The 14,816-nt window shown below is 67.9% G+C and carries 17 protein-coding genes, 1 tRNA gene and 4 pseudogenes; 12 read left to right on the top strand and 10 right to left on the bottom strand.

Annotated elements, in window-relative coordinates; all coding sequences use genetic code 11:
* Positions 1 to 564: 564 nt before the first annotated feature.
* Entirely contained in the window at positions 565 to 891 is a 327-nt protein-coding gene (locus tag ACF09J_RS32395) for a hypothetical protein (RefSeq protein ID WP_392309029.1), read from the bottom strand.
* Between the two features lie 399 nt (positions 892 to 1,290).
* On the opposite strand from ACF09J_RS32395, the gene ACF09J_RS32390 reads away from it, so the two are divergent.
* Positions 1,291 to 1,719 carry a cupin domain-containing protein gene (locus ACF09J_RS32390; protein ID WP_392309042.1) on the top strand — a complete coding sequence of 143 codons (429 nt, stop codon included), beginning with the start codon at positions 1,291 to 1,293 and terminating at the stop codon, positions 1,717 to 1,719.
* Positions 1,720 to 1,826: 107 nt separating this feature from the next.
* On the opposite strand, the gene ACF09J_RS32385 is transcribed toward ACF09J_RS32390, so the two are convergent.
* Genes ACF09J_RS32385 through ACF09J_RS32375 form a run of 3 tightly spaced genes read right to left on the bottom strand, consistent with a single transcriptional unit; the run spans position 1,827 to position 2,578 of the window.
* A complete protein-coding gene (locus tag ACF09J_RS32385; RefSeq protein WP_392309028.1) occupies positions 1,827 to 1,973 on the bottom strand; it encodes a hypothetical protein in 147 nt (48 codons plus the stop codon).
* A 41-nt stretch (positions 1,974 to 2,014) separates the two neighbouring features.
* Entirely contained in the window at positions 2,015 to 2,152 is a 138-nt protein-coding gene (locus ACF09J_RS32380) for a hypothetical protein (protein ID WP_392309027.1), read from the bottom strand.
* Between the two features lie 24 nt (positions 2,153 to 2,176).
* Positions 2,177 to 2,578, bottom strand: coding sequence for a carboxymuconolactone decarboxylase family protein (locus ACF09J_RS32375; RefSeq protein WP_392309026.1), 402 nt, complete (start codon positions 2,576 to 2,578; stop codon positions 2,177 to 2,179).
* A 236-nt stretch (positions 2,579 to 2,814) separates the two neighbouring features.
* Between ACF09J_RS32375 and ACF09J_RS32370 the strand changes: the two genes are divergently transcribed.
* The gene (locus tag ACF09J_RS32370) at positions 2,815 to 3,612 is read left to right on the top strand and encodes a DUF427 domain-containing protein (RefSeq protein ID WP_392309025.1); all 798 of its coding nucleotides are present in this window, start codon (positions 2,815 to 2,817) and stop codon (positions 3,610 to 3,612) included.
* Between the two features lie 137 nt (positions 3,613 to 3,749).
* Here ACF09J_RS32370 and ACF09J_RS32365 read toward each other — a convergent pair.
* Positions 3,750 to 4,242: pseudogene (locus tag ACF09J_RS32365) on the bottom strand (RNA polymerase subunit sigma-24); the annotation flags it as partial.
* A 54-nt stretch (positions 4,243 to 4,296) separates the two neighbouring features.
* Between ACF09J_RS32365 and ACF09J_RS32360 the strand changes: the two are divergent.
* Positions 4,297 to 4,648: pseudogene (locus tag ACF09J_RS32360) on the top strand (hypothetical protein); the annotation flags it as partial.
* Positions 4,645 to 5,307 (top strand): hypothetical protein, encoded by a 663-nt coding sequence (locus ACF09J_RS32355; RefSeq protein ID WP_392309024.1) that lies wholly within the window; start codon positions 4,645 to 4,647, stop codon positions 5,305 to 5,307. The pseudogene ACF09J_RS32360 and the gene ACF09J_RS32355, both read left to right, overlap by 4 nt.
* A gap of 233 nt (positions 5,308 to 5,540) precedes the next feature.
* Here the strand turns inward: ACF09J_RS32355 and ACF09J_RS32350 are convergent.
* Positions 5,541 to 5,775 (bottom strand): annotated as a pseudogene (locus ACF09J_RS32350) (IS701 family transposase); the annotation flags it as partial.
* Positions 5,776 to 5,785: 10 nt separating this feature from the next.
* On the opposite strand from ACF09J_RS32350, the pseudogene ACF09J_RS32345 reads away from it, so the two are divergent.
* Positions 5,786 to 6,130: pseudogene (locus ACF09J_RS32345) on the top strand (transposase); the annotation flags it as partial.
* Positions 6,131 to 6,143: 13 nt separating this feature from the next.
* Here ACF09J_RS32345 and ACF09J_RS32340 read toward each other — a convergent pair.
* Positions 6,144 to 6,347 (bottom strand): hypothetical protein, encoded by a 204-nt coding sequence (locus ACF09J_RS32340; protein WP_392309023.1) that lies wholly within the window; start codon positions 6,345 to 6,347, stop codon positions 6,144 to 6,146.
* Positions 6,348 to 6,488: 141 nt separating this feature from the next.
* On the opposite strand from ACF09J_RS32340, the gene ACF09J_RS32335 reads away from it, so the two are divergent.
* Positions 6,489 to 7,363, top strand: a protein-coding gene (locus ACF09J_RS32335; protein WP_392309022.1) for an IS5 family transposase whose coding sequence is annotated in 2 segments (ribosomal slippage) — positions 6,489 to 6,879 and positions 6,879 to 7,363 — 876 coding nt in all. Because the reading frame shifts where the segments join, the coding sequence is not laid out codon by codon here.
* A 41-nt stretch (positions 7,364 to 7,404) separates the two neighbouring features.
* On the opposite strand, the gene ACF09J_RS32330 is transcribed toward ACF09J_RS32335, so the two are convergent.
* Positions 7,405 to 7,788, bottom strand: a complete 384-nt coding sequence (locus ACF09J_RS32330; protein ID WP_392309021.1) for a VOC family protein — start codon at positions 7,786 to 7,788, stop codon at positions 7,405 to 7,407.
* Between the two features lie 99 nt (positions 7,789 to 7,887).
* A complete protein-coding gene (gene ligA / locus ACF09J_RS32325) occupies positions 7,888 to 9,978 on the bottom strand; it encodes an NAD-dependent DNA ligase LigA (protein WP_392309020.1) in 2,091 nt (696 codons plus the stop codon).
* A 165-nt stretch (positions 9,979 to 10,143) separates the two neighbouring features.
* Between ligA and ACF09J_RS32320 the strand changes: the two genes are divergently transcribed.
* The 3 genes from ACF09J_RS32320 (at position 10,144) to ACF09J_RS32310 (ending at position 11,618) form a co-directional block, all read left to right on the top strand.
* On the top strand, positions 10,144 to 10,437 hold the full coding sequence (locus ACF09J_RS32320; RefSeq protein ID WP_392309019.1) for a toxin Doc: 294 nt from the start codon (positions 10,144 to 10,146) through the stop codon (positions 10,435 to 10,437).
* Positions 10,438 to 10,879: 442 nt separating this feature from the next.
* Positions 10,880 to 11,422, top strand: a complete 543-nt coding sequence (locus ACF09J_RS32315) for an AAA family ATPase (RefSeq protein ID WP_392309018.1) — start codon at positions 10,880 to 10,882, stop codon at positions 11,420 to 11,422.
* Positions 11,423 to 11,544: 122 nt separating this feature from the next.
* Positions 11,545 to 11,618, top strand: a tRNA-Met gene (locus tag ACF09J_RS32310).
* Positions 11,619 to 12,141: 523 nt separating this feature from the next.
* Here ACF09J_RS32310 and ACF09J_RS32305 read toward each other — a convergent pair.
* Positions 12,142 to 13,056 (bottom strand): NAD-dependent protein deacetylase, encoded by a 915-nt coding sequence (locus ACF09J_RS32305; RefSeq protein WP_392309017.1) that lies wholly within the window; start codon positions 13,054 to 13,056, stop codon positions 12,142 to 12,144.
* 353 nt (positions 13,057 to 13,409) lie between these two features.
* Between ACF09J_RS32305 and ACF09J_RS32300 the strand changes: the two genes are divergently transcribed.
* The 3 genes from ACF09J_RS32300 to ACF09J_RS32290 all read left to right on the top strand — a co-directional run bounded on the left by ACF09J_RS32300 (position 13,410) and on the right by ACF09J_RS32290 (position 14,460).
* Complete coding sequence (locus ACF09J_RS32300) at positions 13,410 to 13,766, top strand: hypothetical protein (protein ID WP_392309016.1); 357 nt, start codon at positions 13,410 to 13,412, stop codon at positions 13,764 to 13,766.
* A gap of 68 nt (positions 13,767 to 13,834) precedes the next feature.
* A complete protein-coding gene (locus tag ACF09J_RS32295; RefSeq protein ID WP_392309015.1) occupies positions 13,835 to 14,140 on the top strand; it encodes a hypothetical protein in 306 nt (101 codons plus the stop codon).
* Positions 14,137 to 14,460, top strand: a complete 324-nt coding sequence (locus ACF09J_RS32290; protein WP_392309014.1) for a hypothetical protein — start codon at positions 14,137 to 14,139, stop codon at positions 14,458 to 14,460. The genes ACF09J_RS32295 and ACF09J_RS32290 overlap by 4 nt, the downstream gene beginning before the upstream one ends.
* The last annotated feature ends 356 nt before the right edge of the window (positions 14,461 to 14,816 follow it).

Genomic DNA, 14,816 nt, shown 5'->3' with positions numbered 1-14,816 from the left:
TTCAACGCCGATACGACACTCTGAGTGAGAGGCCGCAGCGCATAGACGTGGCGGACGGCCTCGATGTCCGTAGTGACCTCGCAGTACTCCTCCGCGAACTGCTGGTAGGCCTCGGGACAGCCATTCGCCAAGACATCAAACAGCCACTCCGCGCTGCCGCCGTCTTCCACGCCCGCAGGCAGGGCCTCGATGGTCTGTGGGATCCACGATGTCAAGCGGGCGGTGTAGGCGCTGTCAGTGGGATCAGCTTGGATACGGCTGTGTCTGTCCATGAAGTCATCCGCCGGCTGCCAGAGATCTCGGTCGTTCGCGACCGCTCTCGTGCCTTGGCTGTCCTCGACGCCATCATGAGCCCGGACTGGGAGTCCCGGTTCTACTCGTTCGATTCGCGGTGGTCGCCGGCCGAGGAGATGGCCTCCATGCGAGACGGGTGTGGCAATGACTTTCGGGCTCTTCACCCGCTGATCCGCGGCAGGGGTGTTCAACCTCATCCGCGACCAGATGCGGCGCCGCGCCCGGCGGACCATGGGGGCGTCCCCGCACACCCCGCCCTTTCCGCGCGACTCAGAGACAACGCACCAGCGAGTAGCGTCCGATGGCATCGCAACGGATCCGATGTACCTCCACCTGCCCGGCCTCGACGGGAACCCTGCCCCGAGCCTCCCACTCCCGCCGGCTGTTGGCACGGACGAGCACCGTCCACACCGCACCGGTGCGGCCGACCAGCCACTTGGTGCAGCCCTCGGGCAGGAGCCGGGGTCCGGGCACTGGCCGGTCGGTGCCGGTACGTTCGTCATGGAGAGCCGGGCCCGCGAACGGATCGCCGTTGTCAGAGGTCGGACGCGATACGTACGCGCCCTGCGGGCCGCAACTGTCCATCTCGAGCAACATGGTGCCCCCTCTCCGTAGGACGGGTCGGGCGATCGCGTGGCTGACACTGCGTACCGGCCGGACGGAGACGCCGAACCGAAACGCTCCGTCTGCATTGACTGACTGGACAGCGGACCGTGGTGTGACAGTTCTGTCGCCGTCGGCCGCAAGCTGGGCGCGCCCGACACGTGTCGCGCCACCGGTCATACCGCTAACAGGGACCGCCGCGGGCGGCCCGGCCCGGTGCCGGTCGTGGAGTTCTTGCCCGTCACCTGTGTCACAGATCCGCGGTGCCTGACCGGTCAGCATGAGGAAACGGTCATGGACGCTGATGCACGGACACGCATGTCCGCCGCGCGGTCGCTCGGAGCCCATGACACGGTGGACTCACGGAGGTACAGGATGAAGTCACACGATCACATGGCGGCCGAGCACGGCGAGCACGGGCAGACCGGAGGATGGCAGACGGCCGTCAAGATGCTCCAGGACGCCGCGCCGCTCTCCGTCCCGGAGGGCGCCTCGGCGATGACCATCCACGTGGAGTGGGAGCCCGGCGACCCGGGCACTCCTCCGCACCGCCACTCGGGACCGGCGTTCGGGTACGTCATCGAGGGCGCGGTCCGCTTCGAGCTGGAGGGCGAGCCCGAGCGCGTCGTAGAGGCCGGCGGGACGTTCTGGGAGCCCGGTGGCGACGTGATCCACTATCAGGACGGCAACGCTCTGACGGACGCGAAGACCCGGTTCGTCGTGACCATGCTCTGCGCGCCGGGCAAGCCCATGCTCGAGCTGGTCGACGAGAAGGAACTGGCCGAGCGCGCCCACCTGCGCGCCCCCCGACCGACCGCCTGACCTCAGGACCACCACGCGCACGGCACGGTTCCGCAGGAGCCGGACCGTGCGCTCCGTCGGAGGACGTGAACACCGCATGACCGCCTCGGACGTCGTTCCCGGCCTGCTCACAGCTCTGTTTGCGGCCGCCGACGGTGCACGCGCTGCGGCACGGCGTGCTGTCCCGTACTGCACTGCGGACGGCCTTCTTCGCGGCCGCCGCGGTCTCGTTCCAGCAGGTCCGTCCGGGTCGGGCCCGGCGCGACCGCGTTCACCCGGACGCCGTCCGAGGCGAGTTCCAGCGCCCAGCTGTGGGTCAGCTCGCCGCGTACGCGAGCAGGCTCGGGGCGACCACGTTGACGTCGAACATGCTGGTGACGACGGCGACGCGGCCTGCGAAGCACGGGGATGTGCTGCCGCCGTGGGCGGTGCGGCGAGAGGTCGCTCGCCGCACCGCCCACAGCGGGCCCGTGGCGTCTCAGCCGAACTGGCCCGGCTGGTAGTCGCCGGCCGGCGTCTGGTTGATGACGTTGATGCGGTTGTAGGCGTTGATCACGGCGATGAGCGAGATCAGGGCGGCGAGCTGGTCCTCGTCGTAGTGATTGGCGGCGTTCTCCCAGGCCTCGTCCGTGGCTCCGCCGGCCGCGTCCGCGATGCGGGTGCGATTGAGGCGCTGCTGCGTCTCACCGGCGTGAGCGGCGTCCTTGCTGTGCATGTCGGTGCAGAAGCCGCAGCCGTTGATCTGGCTCGCGCGGAGCTTCACCAGTTCCTGGACCGTGGGTGGCAGCGTCGAGTCGGCCAGCACCTTGTTGGCCGAGTTGATGTGCCTGAGCACCTTGGCCGCAAGGGGGTGACCGAAGTAGTTGAGACGCGCTTCCATGGTGGGATCTCCTCGTCGTGTTGCGGTTACTCCCTACTGACCGGGCTGCCCGGCGAGCTGTGACAGAGTGATCAGTGATGCACGTGACTCCAACCTGGTGGTTTTGAGGCGATATGTCCGGCTCGGATCGGTAGCATGCGAGCGAAAGACCGGAACTCCGGGCCAGGACGGTGCACTCGCCCGAGGCCGGTTCCGAAGTCGCCGGGGCGTGTGGAGCGAGTGAACGAGGTGACCCCATGGCACAAGAAAGTGTGTTGCATCCGGCCCTGATCGTGCCGGTCGGACATGTCGAGCCGGTGCCGCGGCGCATCCGGGCGACGGTCGGGGGCCGTGTCGCCTTCGACACCCGACGCGCCGTGTACGTATGGGAATGGCCCGCCTACCCTCAATTCAGCATCCCGGTCGAGGACCTGGCTGAAGGCGTGCTGACCGACGACGACCACGCCGAGATGCTGAGCGTCGGCCCCGCGCGGCGCCATTCGCTGCGCGTCGGCTCCGAGGTGCGCGAAGGCGCCGCGTGGGTCTGGGAGCCGGGTGCGCCCGAGGCGCTGCACGGCACCGTCCGCTTCAAGTGGGACGCGCTGGACGCGTGGTTCGAGGAGGACGAACCCGTCTTCGTCCACCCGCGAAGCCCCTACTCCCGCGTGGACGCGCTGCGTTCCTCCAGCAGCGTGCGCGTCGAACTGGAAGGGATCGTGCTGGCCGACGCGCCGCAGTGCGTGAAGCTCTTCGAGACGGGCCTGCCGACCCGGTACTACCTCGACCGCGTCCACGTCGACTGGAGTCGGCTGCGCGCCTCGGACACGGTGACCCAATGCCCCTACAAGGGCACGACGAGCGGCTACTGGTCGTTCGACGGCGACGCCGAGACTCACGAGGACATCGCCTGGGCCTACGACTTCCCGACGACTCACGCCAACCGCATCGCCGGCATGGTGGCGTTCTACAACGAGCACGTCGACCTGTACGTCGACGGCGCGTTGCTCCCGGGTCCCACGAAGCAGGGCGGGCCCTCCGCCCCACCCGCTCCGTGACAGTGTGTTTCCACGCTTGAGTGTGACTCGCCCCGCGCACGGACACGAGCATCAGAAATCGGGACGGCGCAGGGGGCCCGGAGCGGCGGGCAGATAACACGAGTGACCGCCAACTTCTGCCGGCGCCCGCGTGCCGGTCAGGCGTCGAGCGTCTCCACGTACGGCAGCAGCTTCGCCGGGTTCATGATCCACATGATGCGGTCGATGCCCTCGGACGACACCTCGACGGACAGCAATGCCACCGGGTTCCCGCCGTGCGAGACCAGGACGGCCGGACGGCCGTTGGCCTCGACCCACCGGATCTCCGCGGCGGGCCAGAAGCGCGGCGCGAAGGCGACCAGGTAGTGGGAAACGTGCGTACGGCCCATGACCGGGATCTTGGACGCCCCGCGGATCCCGCCGCCGTCGGAGTAGCTGATGACGTCCTTCGGCGAGCACGTTCTCCAGGACCGTGAGGTTGCCCGTCTGCGCCGCGTCGAGGAACACCTCCATCAGCCGCCGGTGAGCGGTCGTGCCGGCCGGTTCCCTGCGGCCGTCGGCCAGATGCCTGCGCGCCCGGCCCACCAGCTGGCGCGTGTTGACCTCGCTGGTCTCGAGGATGTCCGCGATCCACTTGTACGGATAGTCGAACCCGCCCGTTCGGGCCGTACGTACCGGAAGACGAACGTACGCCGCAGTCCTCCCGCGGACGGCACCTTCTGCGGCGTGATCGGCTTCGGCGACCTCTGCGCTGGTGCTCCGGCCTGCGACCTCGCCGCCCCGTGGCTGCTGCTACCGGACGGCGCCGAGGACCGCTTCCGTAGCACGTGCCAGCTGACCGCTGACGGCGCAACTCTGCGCCGCGCACGCGGCTGGGCAGTGCTACGCGCTCTCAGCTGCCTCCTCATCGGAGAGGGGCGGTGTCCACGGCCGCCCCGGCGGCAGGTCGAGCCGGGAAGGTTGCCCGGGGCAAGGTGCCGCTGGTGAGCGCGTCAGACTTCATGCCGAAAAACCATGCAGCGGGGAACCGCGCCGCGTCGGGATACTGGGCCGGTGAGCAACGCCACGGCTGAGTACGAAGCGGATAGTGGACAGTTGGAGCGAAAGGTCTACCTCGGCCTGCGCGAGGGCGACCTCGACCCCCAGGACGTCGTTGCCCTCGCCTGCGAACTGCTCGACTGGTTCCATGACACCGACGCCATCCTGGAGGTCGTCGAGCGGAACCCGGCCGAGGTGTCGCCGGCGGAGATGGCTGCCCTGGCCCGGCGCATCCTGGAGGACATAGGCTTCGATCCCGGCTTCGACCTCGCTCCCGAGCGATTGGAGACGTTGCGCGCTGCGCTGCGAATCGTGGCCCGCGACCTGCCCACGCGTGGGATCGAGGGCGAACCGGAGATCGAGATCCTGGAGGACTGGTTCCCGGTGGGAGCCGGTGTGCGTCTTGCCGGCGGCGAACGGCTCAACTGGGGCGGTCCCATCCTGCCGCGCATGTGCGACGACCCGGCCATGGTATTGACCAGCCTGGCGATCCTGATTCAGGAGAGCCTGCTCGAACGGACATGGCAGGTCTGGCCGGTGTGCCCCCGGCATGAACTCGGCGTCCACGGCTCGGAGCGGGAGCGCGAGGTTGTCTGGTGGTGTGCGGGCGATGGCGGACACATGCTGGCGCCAGTCGGTGAACTCGCTCAAGCTTTCGGCCGCCGTTGCCCCAAGTAGGGTCGGCCGGCGGGGCACCTTCGTTTCGAACGACTGCCGGGCTCAGGCGGTTGGTGCGTAGTTCCGCTGGTCGGGTGCGGGGTAGAGGCGTTCGTGTTCGCGGGCGGCGTGCTGTGGTGCTTCGTTAGGTTCTGGTTCTGGGTCTGCTTGTGGCAAGGGTCGGCCGCAGGTGGTGCAGGTGCCGGTCCAGCAGTGCAGCAGGTCCTGGAGTGTGTCCAGGACCTGGAAGAGGGTCAGACCGGTGTGTGTGCTTTTGGGTCGAGCCGGAGGGTGAGGAAGGCGCTGGGCGGCGGTGACGAGGGTGACGTGGTGGTGCCAGCCGCGACAGGTGCGGCCTTCGAACTGGTCCAGGCCCAGGCCGTGCTTGAGCTCGCGGTAGTCGTGCTCGATCCGCCAGCGCATCTTCGCCCACCGCACCAGGTCCGCGACCGGAGTGGTGGCAGGCAGGTTCGTCATCCAGTAGCCCGTCGCCTCACCTGTTCCGCGAAGCGGACCCGGTAGGCCGAGAGCTCGGCCTACGGCTGTTCTTGCGGATCGTGCGTACTCGCCCCGCGCGATCCGTGGGCATCTGCGCCGTCATGGTATTCGGGCCGTCATTCCCCAGCCCGCCGACCAAGTTGGACACCACCACCTGCGGCGAGGTCGCGCAGGGGGCCGCCCGCCCGCTTTCGATGCCGAGGCGTACAAACAGCGGAATACCGTCGAACGGTGCATCAACCGGCTGAAGCAGTGGCGCGGCCTGGCCCTGCGAACGGACAAGCTCGTCATCGCCTACCAGGCCGCACTCCGTCTCGCTGCCATCTTCATCTGGGCTCGACGGTGACCAGTACGAGAAGTCAGCCCGCCTGGACTCGCCTCCTGCGGCGTCGTTGGATGTCACGCACGAGCTGCCAGACAGTGGTGACCTGAAGCAGCACCGCAAAAGCGATGAACCATCCTGAATCGTCTCCGTTTAGATACGCCCGCACGGCACCGGTGACGAGCATGAAGCAGGCCAGAACGCCCACCGTTGACATAGCCAAGCCGATTCGATCAGTCACCTGCGAAGTGTCTTGGGCCAATCGCTGTCCTGACTAGCCCATTCGCTCAAGTTCCACGAACCTGCGTTGCGGTCCCGTCTGAGAGACACGTTCTAGGGCGTGTATCTAAAGTGGATCTTGCACGTGGGATCATCTTGGTTCGTGGCGCGTGGAGACCTGACGGACGAGCAGTGGGCGGTGCTTGAGTCGCTGTTGCCGAGGGGCAAGAAGCCCGGTCGGCCGCCGACATGGACCCGGCGGCAGCTGATCGACGGCATACGGTTCCGGGTCCGTACCGGCATCCCGTGGCGGGACCTGCCCGCGCAGTACGGGCCGTGGGGCCGGGTGTACGACCTGTTCCGCCGGTGGCAGCGCAGCGGCATCTGGCAGCGGATCTTCACCGCGCTCCAGGCCCGGGCCGACGCCAAGGGCTTGATCACGTGGGACCTCAACGTCGACTCCACGGTGTGCCGGGCCCACCAGCACGCCGCCGGGGCGAGGAAAAAGGGGAGCTGCAGGAGGAGCCGCCCGGCGGCGTCGCCGTCGAGCCGGGCGACCACGGGCTGGGGCGCTCGCGTGGCGGCCTGACCACCAAGCTGCATCTGGCGGTCGAACAGGGCCAGAAACCCATGTCCATCGTGATCACGGCCGGGCAGCGGGGTGATTCTCCGCAGTTCGAGCCCGTCCTGGACAAGGTCCGCGTCCCGCGTCTCGGGCCGGGCAGGCCGCGCACCCGGCCCGATCGCGTGCGTGCCGATAAGGCGTATGCCTCCCGGAAGAACCGCGCCTACCTGCGGCGGCGCGGGATCCGCTGCACCATCCCGGACAAGGTCGACCAGGCCCGCCACCGCAAGAAGCGCGGCTCGCGCGGCGGCCGGCCGCCGAGGTTCGACCCGCAGGACTACAAGGCCCGGCAGGCGGTCGAGTGTGGCATCAACCGCCTCAAGAGGAACCGCGCCGTGGCCACGAGGTACGACAAACTTGCCGTCCGTTATGAGGCGACCGTCGTCGTCGCGGCCATCAACGAGTGGCTGTGACCAGCACTCATCCGAAATCGGCCGAGATGGTCGCAGAAGCGTCAGGAAGTCATGGCGGCTCGGTCGGACTCGCTGCGCAGAACGCAGAACTCGTTGCCTTCGGGATCAGCAAGGACCGCCCAGCCAGAGCCATCGGGATTCCGATGATCGGTGACAAGGGTGGCGCCGAGGCCCAGCAGCCGTTCCACCTCCTGCTCGCGCGAGGTCTCTGGGCGCAAACACAGATGGATCCGGTTCTTGATCGTCTTGGACTCGGACACCTGGTTGAAGTACAGCACTGGGCCCTCCGCCAGCAGCACCTGAACCTCCGGATCACCCGGTTTGTCCTCCGGATGCAGCGGACGGCCGGTCACCCTGCTCCAGAACCGGGCCAGCTCGTAGGCATCCGCGCAGTCAATCGCCACGTTCTGCAATACCGAGACCATGCGCGCGAGCCTTCCTGATTTCCACTCCAGACGCCATCGAGTTGCGCTCGTTCATCGCGCATACAGCTCGGGCACCTGGCAGCACTTTCGATACACGCCCTAGTTGAGGTAGTCGGCGACCAGGGCGGCGAACTCGTCCGGGGTGGTCAGGCGGATACCGAGATCCTCTGCCTTGGCTCGCTTGGACCCCGCTCCGTCTCCGGCGACGACCAGGGTGGTCTTCTTTGAGACGCTGGAGGAGGAGCGGCCGCCTGCTTGTTCGATGAGCTCGTTCATCTGGTTGCGGCTGAGCTTCTCCAGGGGGCCGGTCATCGCGCCGGTGACGACCACGGTCATCCCAGCCAGCGGTTCGCCCCCACGCTCGGCGGTCTCGTCGTGGTCGCCGGTGCCGCCGTCGTCGTGTGGGGCGGGTGACGTGGCGCCGGGTTCGGTCATGTTCACCCCGGCGGCGGCGAGTTTGTCGACGAGCGGTGCGAGCTCGGCGAGTTCGGCGACGATCGAGGGGGCCTTCTCGGTGCCGATGCCCTCGACCTGCTCCATCGCTTCCGCGTCCGCGGCGCGGATGTTGTCCATGGTGGCGAAGTGCCGGGCAATACGACGGGACATGGAGCGGCCGGTGCCGCGGACCCCGAGCGCGCACAGCACCCGCGACAGCGGCCGGCCCTTGGCCGCGGCGATGGCGGCGAGGAGGTTGTCGGTGCTGGTCGCACCCATCCGCTCCAGGCCCAGGAGCTGCTCGCGGGTGAGGGCGAACAGGTCGGCGAGATCGGTGACGAGGCCGGCGTCGACGAGTTGGACGACCCGGGTGTGCCCGAGGCCTTCGATGTCGAGCTGGTCGCGGCCGGCCGCGTAGGACAAGGCGGCCACCAGGTGACAGTTGCGTCCGTTCTCGCAGCGCCAGCGCTGCTCGCTGGTGTCGATGCCGGCCCCGCAGCGCGGGCACGTCTCGGGGAACGCGATGGGCTGTTCGTCGCCGGTGCGCAGATGGGCGACGGGGGCTTCAATGCGGGGGATGACGTCGCCGGCCCGGTGGACCATGACCTGGTCTCCCAGACGCAGGTCGCGGTGGGTGATGTCGGCCGGGTTGTGGAGGGTGGCGTAGGTGATGGTGGCACCGTCGATCTCTACCGGTTCCAGGACGGCGCGCGGGGCGATGATGCCGGTGCGGCCGACGTTCCACTCCACCTCGAGCAGCCGGGTGATCTTCTCGACGGCCGGCAGCTTGTAGGCGATCGCCCAACGCGGAGCGCGCGAACCCGATCCTGCCGTCTGCTGGTCGGAGGCCAGGTCGGCCTTGATGACGACCCCGTCGATCCCGAACGGCAGCTCGGCCCGCAGGGCGGCGATCTCCTGCACCCGGGCCAGCACCTGCTCGACGGTGTCGGCGGTGATACCGGGCACCGCGGTGGTGGCGGTGGTGTTGATCCCGAACGCGGTGGCCTGCGCCATCAGCTCGCTGTGCGCGAGCTCGCCCAGCCGCGCGGCGAGGGCCGTCTCGGTATCGGGCAGGGGCAGCAGGCCGTAGCCGAAGAACGTCATCGGCAGGGTGTAGGCACGCTCCTTGGCGCGCAGGGTGCCCGCCGCGGCGCCGCGCGGATTGGCGAACGGCTGCCCGCCGTGTGCGGTGCGCACCTCGTTGGCGTGCTCGAACTGAGCGGCCGTCATCAGGACTTCGCCGCGGATTTCCACGGTGACCGGCTCGGCGAGTTCGTCCGGCAGTCCCTCGATCGTGCCCATCGCGTGTGAGACATCCTCCCCGGCCATCCCGTCCCCGCGTGTGATCAGCTGTCTCAGGCGACCGCCGGCGTAACGGGCGGCGACCGCGAGCCCATCCAGCTTCGGCTCGACGCAGAACCGCTCGACCTCGTGGCCGATGCGCCGGGCCAGCGAGGCGGTCCACGCAGTGAACTCCTCCGGCGAGAACACGTTGTCCAAACTCAGCATCGCCACCGTGTGCGGGACATCGCCCTCCACGGCGCCGCCGGCGACCTTCCCCGTCGGAGAGCCGGGCAGCACCTGATCAGGATGTTCGGCCTCCCACTCGGCGATGCCTCGCATCAGCCGGTCGTAGGCGTCATCGTCCAATGCCGACGTCCCACCCCCGTAATAGGCGGCCGACGCCTTCACCGCGTCCTCCACCGCCTGTGCGTAGGTGGCGGCATCCATGATCACAGCTGCAGGTGTTGTCATGCCGGTCATCCTGCATGCCACCACTGACATCGCCCGATGCGGCGGGACGGAAGAACGGCCGCGAAGAAGACGGGGCGGAGGCTGGGCAGCGCCCAGCCGCACCTCTCAGCTCTCAGCGCGAGCAGGCTCGCCCAGCGCTCTGGGCGTGATCTTTCGGTGCCGCCCGTGCACGGACCAAGCGGTCAGCGCCACCGGGTCGACCCGCCCCGGCAGGATCAGCACCATCCCGACGCCTTCTGGCGGGCTGCGGTCATCCTGGAGGAGTGCGTGCTGCTGCGCCCGCTCGCGGCCCGCAATGAGGTGTACGGATACGGCGTCGCCATCGCCTACCTGGAGGCCTTCGGAGAACGCGTGGACACGAAGTTTGAGCTCTGGCGCGAACTGATCCACGACATCCGGGGGCTGTGGCTGGACTCGTACGGCATCACCGAGAGGCTGCGTTCCTGGCGCCAGGTCTGACCGTGATCGGCGCTGCGAATTCGACGGAGAATCGACGGTCGCTCGCTCGGCGGACCGGGCCAAGTGCTGCGCAGCCGGCGCAGCAACCCAATTAGCTGAGCCCGACTCTGGCGACTCGCCCAGTCACGGGAGTCATTGCTGATCATCACGGCTGCCCGCTTTCGGGGGATTTGGCGCGGGCGTCCTCAAATCCGGATCCGCCCCTTCCTGCTATGCGGCAGCGAGCTGGACGAGTTCTGGAACGCCGTGGGAGTTCTGGGAGCGCTGGAAGCGGGTGAGAAGGCCGTCGAGCGTCCCGCACCACGGTCAGCGATGGCTCTTCGTTCCTCGGGCCGTTGGGAACTTCAAGCATGTGGGGCGCGTGGGGATTGGTGAGCATGCGTGAATGCGCGAGGTGCTCGCTGAGGCGGGCGTCGGGTGAGACGCCATGAGGGGAGAGCTAGTGATCGTCTGGATCAATGGCGCGTTCGGCAGTGGGAAGAGCACGCTGGTCGAGGAACTGCGTCCGCGCTGGCCGGAGGCGTTGGTCTTCGACCCGGAGATGATCGGATTCGTGCTCCGAGAGATTGTCGAGGTGCCTACCGGTGATTTCCAGGACCTGCGGCAGTGGCGACGTCAGGTCGCGAACATGGCGGCGGGACTTGTCGAGGAGTATCAGAGGCCGCTGCTGGTGCCGATGACGCTGGTCAATCCGGCCTATCTTGACGAGATTCTCGACGCTTTGAAGGCGGAGGGCGTCAACATTCACCACTTCTTCCTGAAGGTGCCGGCGGACGTCCTGGTCAAGCGTATCGAGAGTCGCAGCTTCACCCCGGACGACCCCGACAAGGACGAGCAGGTACGCGCCTGGTGCAAGTCCAAGATCCCGTCATGTCTCGCAGCCGTCGATGCCCTGCCGCGGGACACACTCCTGCTGGACGGCGAGTTGACGCCGCAAGAGCTTGCCGAGGCCGTCCTCGGGCATGTTGGCAGTCTGACCCAATGACGATGTCTTCGGACAGTCGCCGCCGCCGGTGGGCGGGTGCGACGCGTCACCGGTGGGCCTGACGCGCTCGCAGGGCGTGCGTCGCGCGGCCCTCCCGCTTGTGTGTAGAGTGGGGGTACCGACGCGGGGTGGAGCAGCTCGGTAGCTCGCTGGGCTCATAACCCAGAGGTCGCAGGTTCAAATCCTGTCCCCGCTACGAGAAAGGAAAGGGCCCGGACATCCGGGCCCTTTCCTGTTGCCATCGTGCATGCGTTGAGCTTCCTCACCATCGATGGGGAGTGGCTCCGACAAGCCCGTAGGGCAATCCGGAGGACCCCGAGGACCGGAGAGCCAAGCCCGAGCGGAACAAACAGTTCGGCCGGACGCTGCTTTGGTCGAGGAGTGAGTCGCGTTCCCGAGCACCGCTCGGACTTCGCGAGGAGCGCGCGCATCGTCTTCGCCGAACGAATCCTGCATCCGCCCTCGGTTGAGGGGGAGTTGATCTCCCTGTTGGGACCGCCGCTCAACGTCGTTGGTGCTGGCGGGGTGCCGCTCTCGACGCTGTCATGGAGGCGCGGGCGCGGTATCACGGGAGTGCTGGTCCTCGGCCCGCCGAGTAGGCTCGTGCGTCCTGTATCCGCCTTGATCGATGGGTCGGGAAACGTACGTAGTGCTGATGCGACCACTTGCCGGTTGTGCAGCGGCGGCGATGCGACGCTCACTGATGCCGCTATCGGCAGTCAAGGGCTCTCGACAACCTGAGGGTTCTGGTCGTCGACGGGGATGTCCAGTCGATTGGCGATGGTGGTGAGCGCTGTTCCCAGGGGTAGCGCGATGCGGGTGAGGGCGTGCCGGTCGCCCCGGGTCGGGTCCCGGTTGACGATCAGTACCGGCTTCCCGGCCTGGGCGGCCTGGCGGACGAATCTTAGCCCGGACATCACCGTCAGTGAGGAGCCCAGGACCAGCAGTGAGGCCGCCTCGCGGACCAGCTTGCGGCAGTGCTCCACCCGCTGCGGCGGAACCGCTTCGCCGAAGAACACCACGTCCGGTTTGAGGATGCCGTCGCAGATCGTGCAGGGCACCACGCTGAAATCCCCGACCTGCTCGTCGCTGAGGTCGGCGTCACCGTCCGGGTTGATTCCGGCGGCCACCGGCTCGAAGCCCACGTTGGCCTTCTCCAGCCGCCGGGCGAGTTCGCGGCGCGGACTGAAGGCGCCGCACGAAAGGCAGACAACCCGGTCAAGGCTTCCGTGGAGTTCCACGACATCCCCGCTGCCGGCGGCCTGGTGCAGGCCGTCGACGTTCTGGGTGATCACGCCCGAGAGCAGGCCGTGCCGCCCGAACGCGGCCACGGCCCGGTGCCCGGCGTTGGGGCGGGCGCGGCCGAAGGTGCGCCAGCCAAGGTGGCTGCGCGCCCAGTACCGGCGCCGGGCTTGGGCGCTGGCGGTGAAGTCCTGGTAGGTCATCGGGGTGTGCCGGCTCAGGCTGCCGCCCTCGCCCCGGTAGTCGGGGATGCCCGACTCCGTGGAGAGACCCGCCCCGCTGAGTATCAGCACCCCGCCGGTGCTCAGGGCATCGGCGGCCGGCTCCAGATCCGTCGTGCCGGGCGGTAGGTCCTCGGCAGGGGTCCAACTCAGCGTGGGGCGCATGCGCATACCCGCCAGGGTACGGAACAGGCCCCCAGTGTTCGCTTCCGCCGTCAGATGGAGATCGGATCCTGTCGTCCCAGGGCGAGTGGGGACCGGCTGCGACCCGCCGGTGCCGCGGGTGGTTTCAGCACCTCCGCCTCGGTCACCTCCGGTTTCCCCTGCGCTGACGCCGCAGCCGGGGCTCACCTGCGCAAGAAGGTCACCGCGACGATGCCGGAGCCATCGGACGCGGGTCTGTTCCAGCGGGACTTCACCGCCGACGCACCGATCGCGCAGGTGGCGATACTGTGGTCCGATAAACCATGGTGTCAATATCCGCAGTGTTGCAAACCGTGGTCTGCGATGTCATGCTGCGAGGCATGTCGGCGAAGCAGAACAAGGACGACCAGGACCCCGAAGTGCAGAAGGTCCGCAATACCCGCGCCGAGATCATCCGCGCGGAAGAGCAGCTCGCCCAACTCCGCGAACAACTCGAAGACGACGTTCGTGCCGCCGTCACCGCACCCGTCGGCGGAAAGCTGCCGTACGGACGCGTCGTGAGGCTGGCCCGCATGCTGGGCTACAAGGACTCCAGCATGATCTACACGCTGCGTGACAACAGTCTTGCCCGGGCCAGGCAGCGGTTCACAGAAAGCGCCACCAAGGACAGGAAGAAACCAGCTGCCGAAGAGCCTGGCGGCAGTGTCCCAGGCCAGATGAAGTCGACTGCCGCCTGACCGACCGCCAAGTAGGGGAACTGCCGTTCATGACTACCGCCACCCTGGGCTCTGGGACCGTGCCCCCCATGCCCGACAGGACACCGAAGGCACTCCGCGCCGCCATCGCGCAGCATGCGCCGCAACTCCTCGTCGACTTCGATCGACACTGGCGCCGAGACATCGCCGACGCTTACGACCTCGCGCCCGTCCCCGCCTTCATGGCCCGCTGGTGGGGCGAATTCGCCCTCGCCCGCGACCCCCGACTGGAAGCGAAGGTGCACGGTCTTGAGGACGAGGCTAGCCGGGAGCCTGACTACGCGCGCGCCAAGGCACTCATTGAAGAAGCCGGACGCATCCGCCGCACGGCAGCGAAGGCAGAACCCGGCCAGTGACCGACGACTTCATGGGGCCGCCCTGGCAAGCCGACTGGACCAAGAACGCCGAGGACAACAGAAACGACCTCCCCGAAGAGGCTCGCGTCATGGTCGATGAGGCCCGCGCCGAACTCGTCACCGCCGCTGACCCGTACTTCCGGGGCATCGACAGCGACCGCGACCTCCCGGGCGGAATGAGTGTCGAACCCGTCCAGTCGACCCGCCCCGGTGGCGAGCACGTCATCTACTTCGATCACGGCCGGGGGTGGCTCCGGTACCACTTCACCCGAAGGACCACCGATCCTCAGATCGTGATCGACGAGTGTTTCTGGCAGTGAGTCAGCCACGCGGCTGCGCTGGGGCGGGCCGACAGTCTCCGCGAGTGGGCCGCGAACTTCCGCCACGCTTTCCCGTCAACTCGGGTGCACAGCTTGCGCCGCCGATCGGAAAACGGGTCCGTTCGATCGGCGGCGCTGCTTACGAGCCGGGGCAGCGAGTTGGGATCACGCCGTGCACTCCGGCAGGTCTCGGGAGGAGAGGTTCACGAAGTCGGGGGGAATGTAATACCCACTCTTCTCCAGCTTGAAGAAGGGGTATGCCTTCGTGGGGTTCACCCAGCAGACGAAGGTGAACGTTTGCCCCTTGACGGCCGAGCCCATCTTCTGGCTGTCGAGGGAGGGGCCGTAGTAAATGC

The organism is Streptomyces sp. NPDC014889 (genome assembly GCF_043081205.1).
GTDB lineage: Bacteria > Actinomycetota > Actinomycetes > Streptomycetales > Streptomycetaceae > Streptomyces.
This window is presented reverse-complemented; position numbering and strand designations above follow the sequence as displayed.

Coding starts and splice junctions, on each gene's coding strand:
- ligA (WP_392309020.1), bottom strand. CDS start 9,978: ATGACAACACCTGCAGCTGTGATCATGGATGCCGCCACCTACGCACAG.
- ACF09J_RS32305 (WP_392309017.1), bottom strand. CDS start 13,056: ATGCGCATGCGCCCCACGCTGAGTTGGACCCCTGCCGAGGACCTACCG.
- ACF09J_RS32390 (WP_392309042.1), top strand. CDS start 1,291: ATGGCGGCCGAGCACGGCGAGCACGGGCAGACCGGAGGATGGCAGACG.
- ACF09J_RS32370 (WP_392309025.1), top strand. CDS start 2,815: ATGGCACAAGAAAGTGTGTTGCATCCGGCCCTGATCGTGCCGGTCGGA.
- ACF09J_RS32330 (WP_392309021.1), bottom strand. CDS start 7,788: ATGGTCTCGGTATTGCAGAACGTGGCGATTGACTGCGCGGATGCCTAC.
- ACF09J_RS32295 (WP_392309015.1), top strand. CDS start 13,835: ATGCCCGACAGGACACCGAAGGCACTCCGCGCCGCCATCGCGCAGCAT.
- ACF09J_RS32395 (WP_392309029.1), bottom strand. CDS start 891: ATGTTGCTCGAGATGGACAGTTGCGGCCCGCAGGGCGCGTACGTATCG.
- ACF09J_RS32300 (WP_392309016.1), top strand. CDS start 13,410: ATGTCGGCGAAGCAGAACAAGGACGACCAGGACCCCGAAGTGCAGAAG.
- ACF09J_RS32375 (WP_392309026.1), bottom strand. CDS start 2,578: ATGGAAGCGCGTCTCAACTACTTCGGTCACCCCCTTGCGGCCAAGGTG.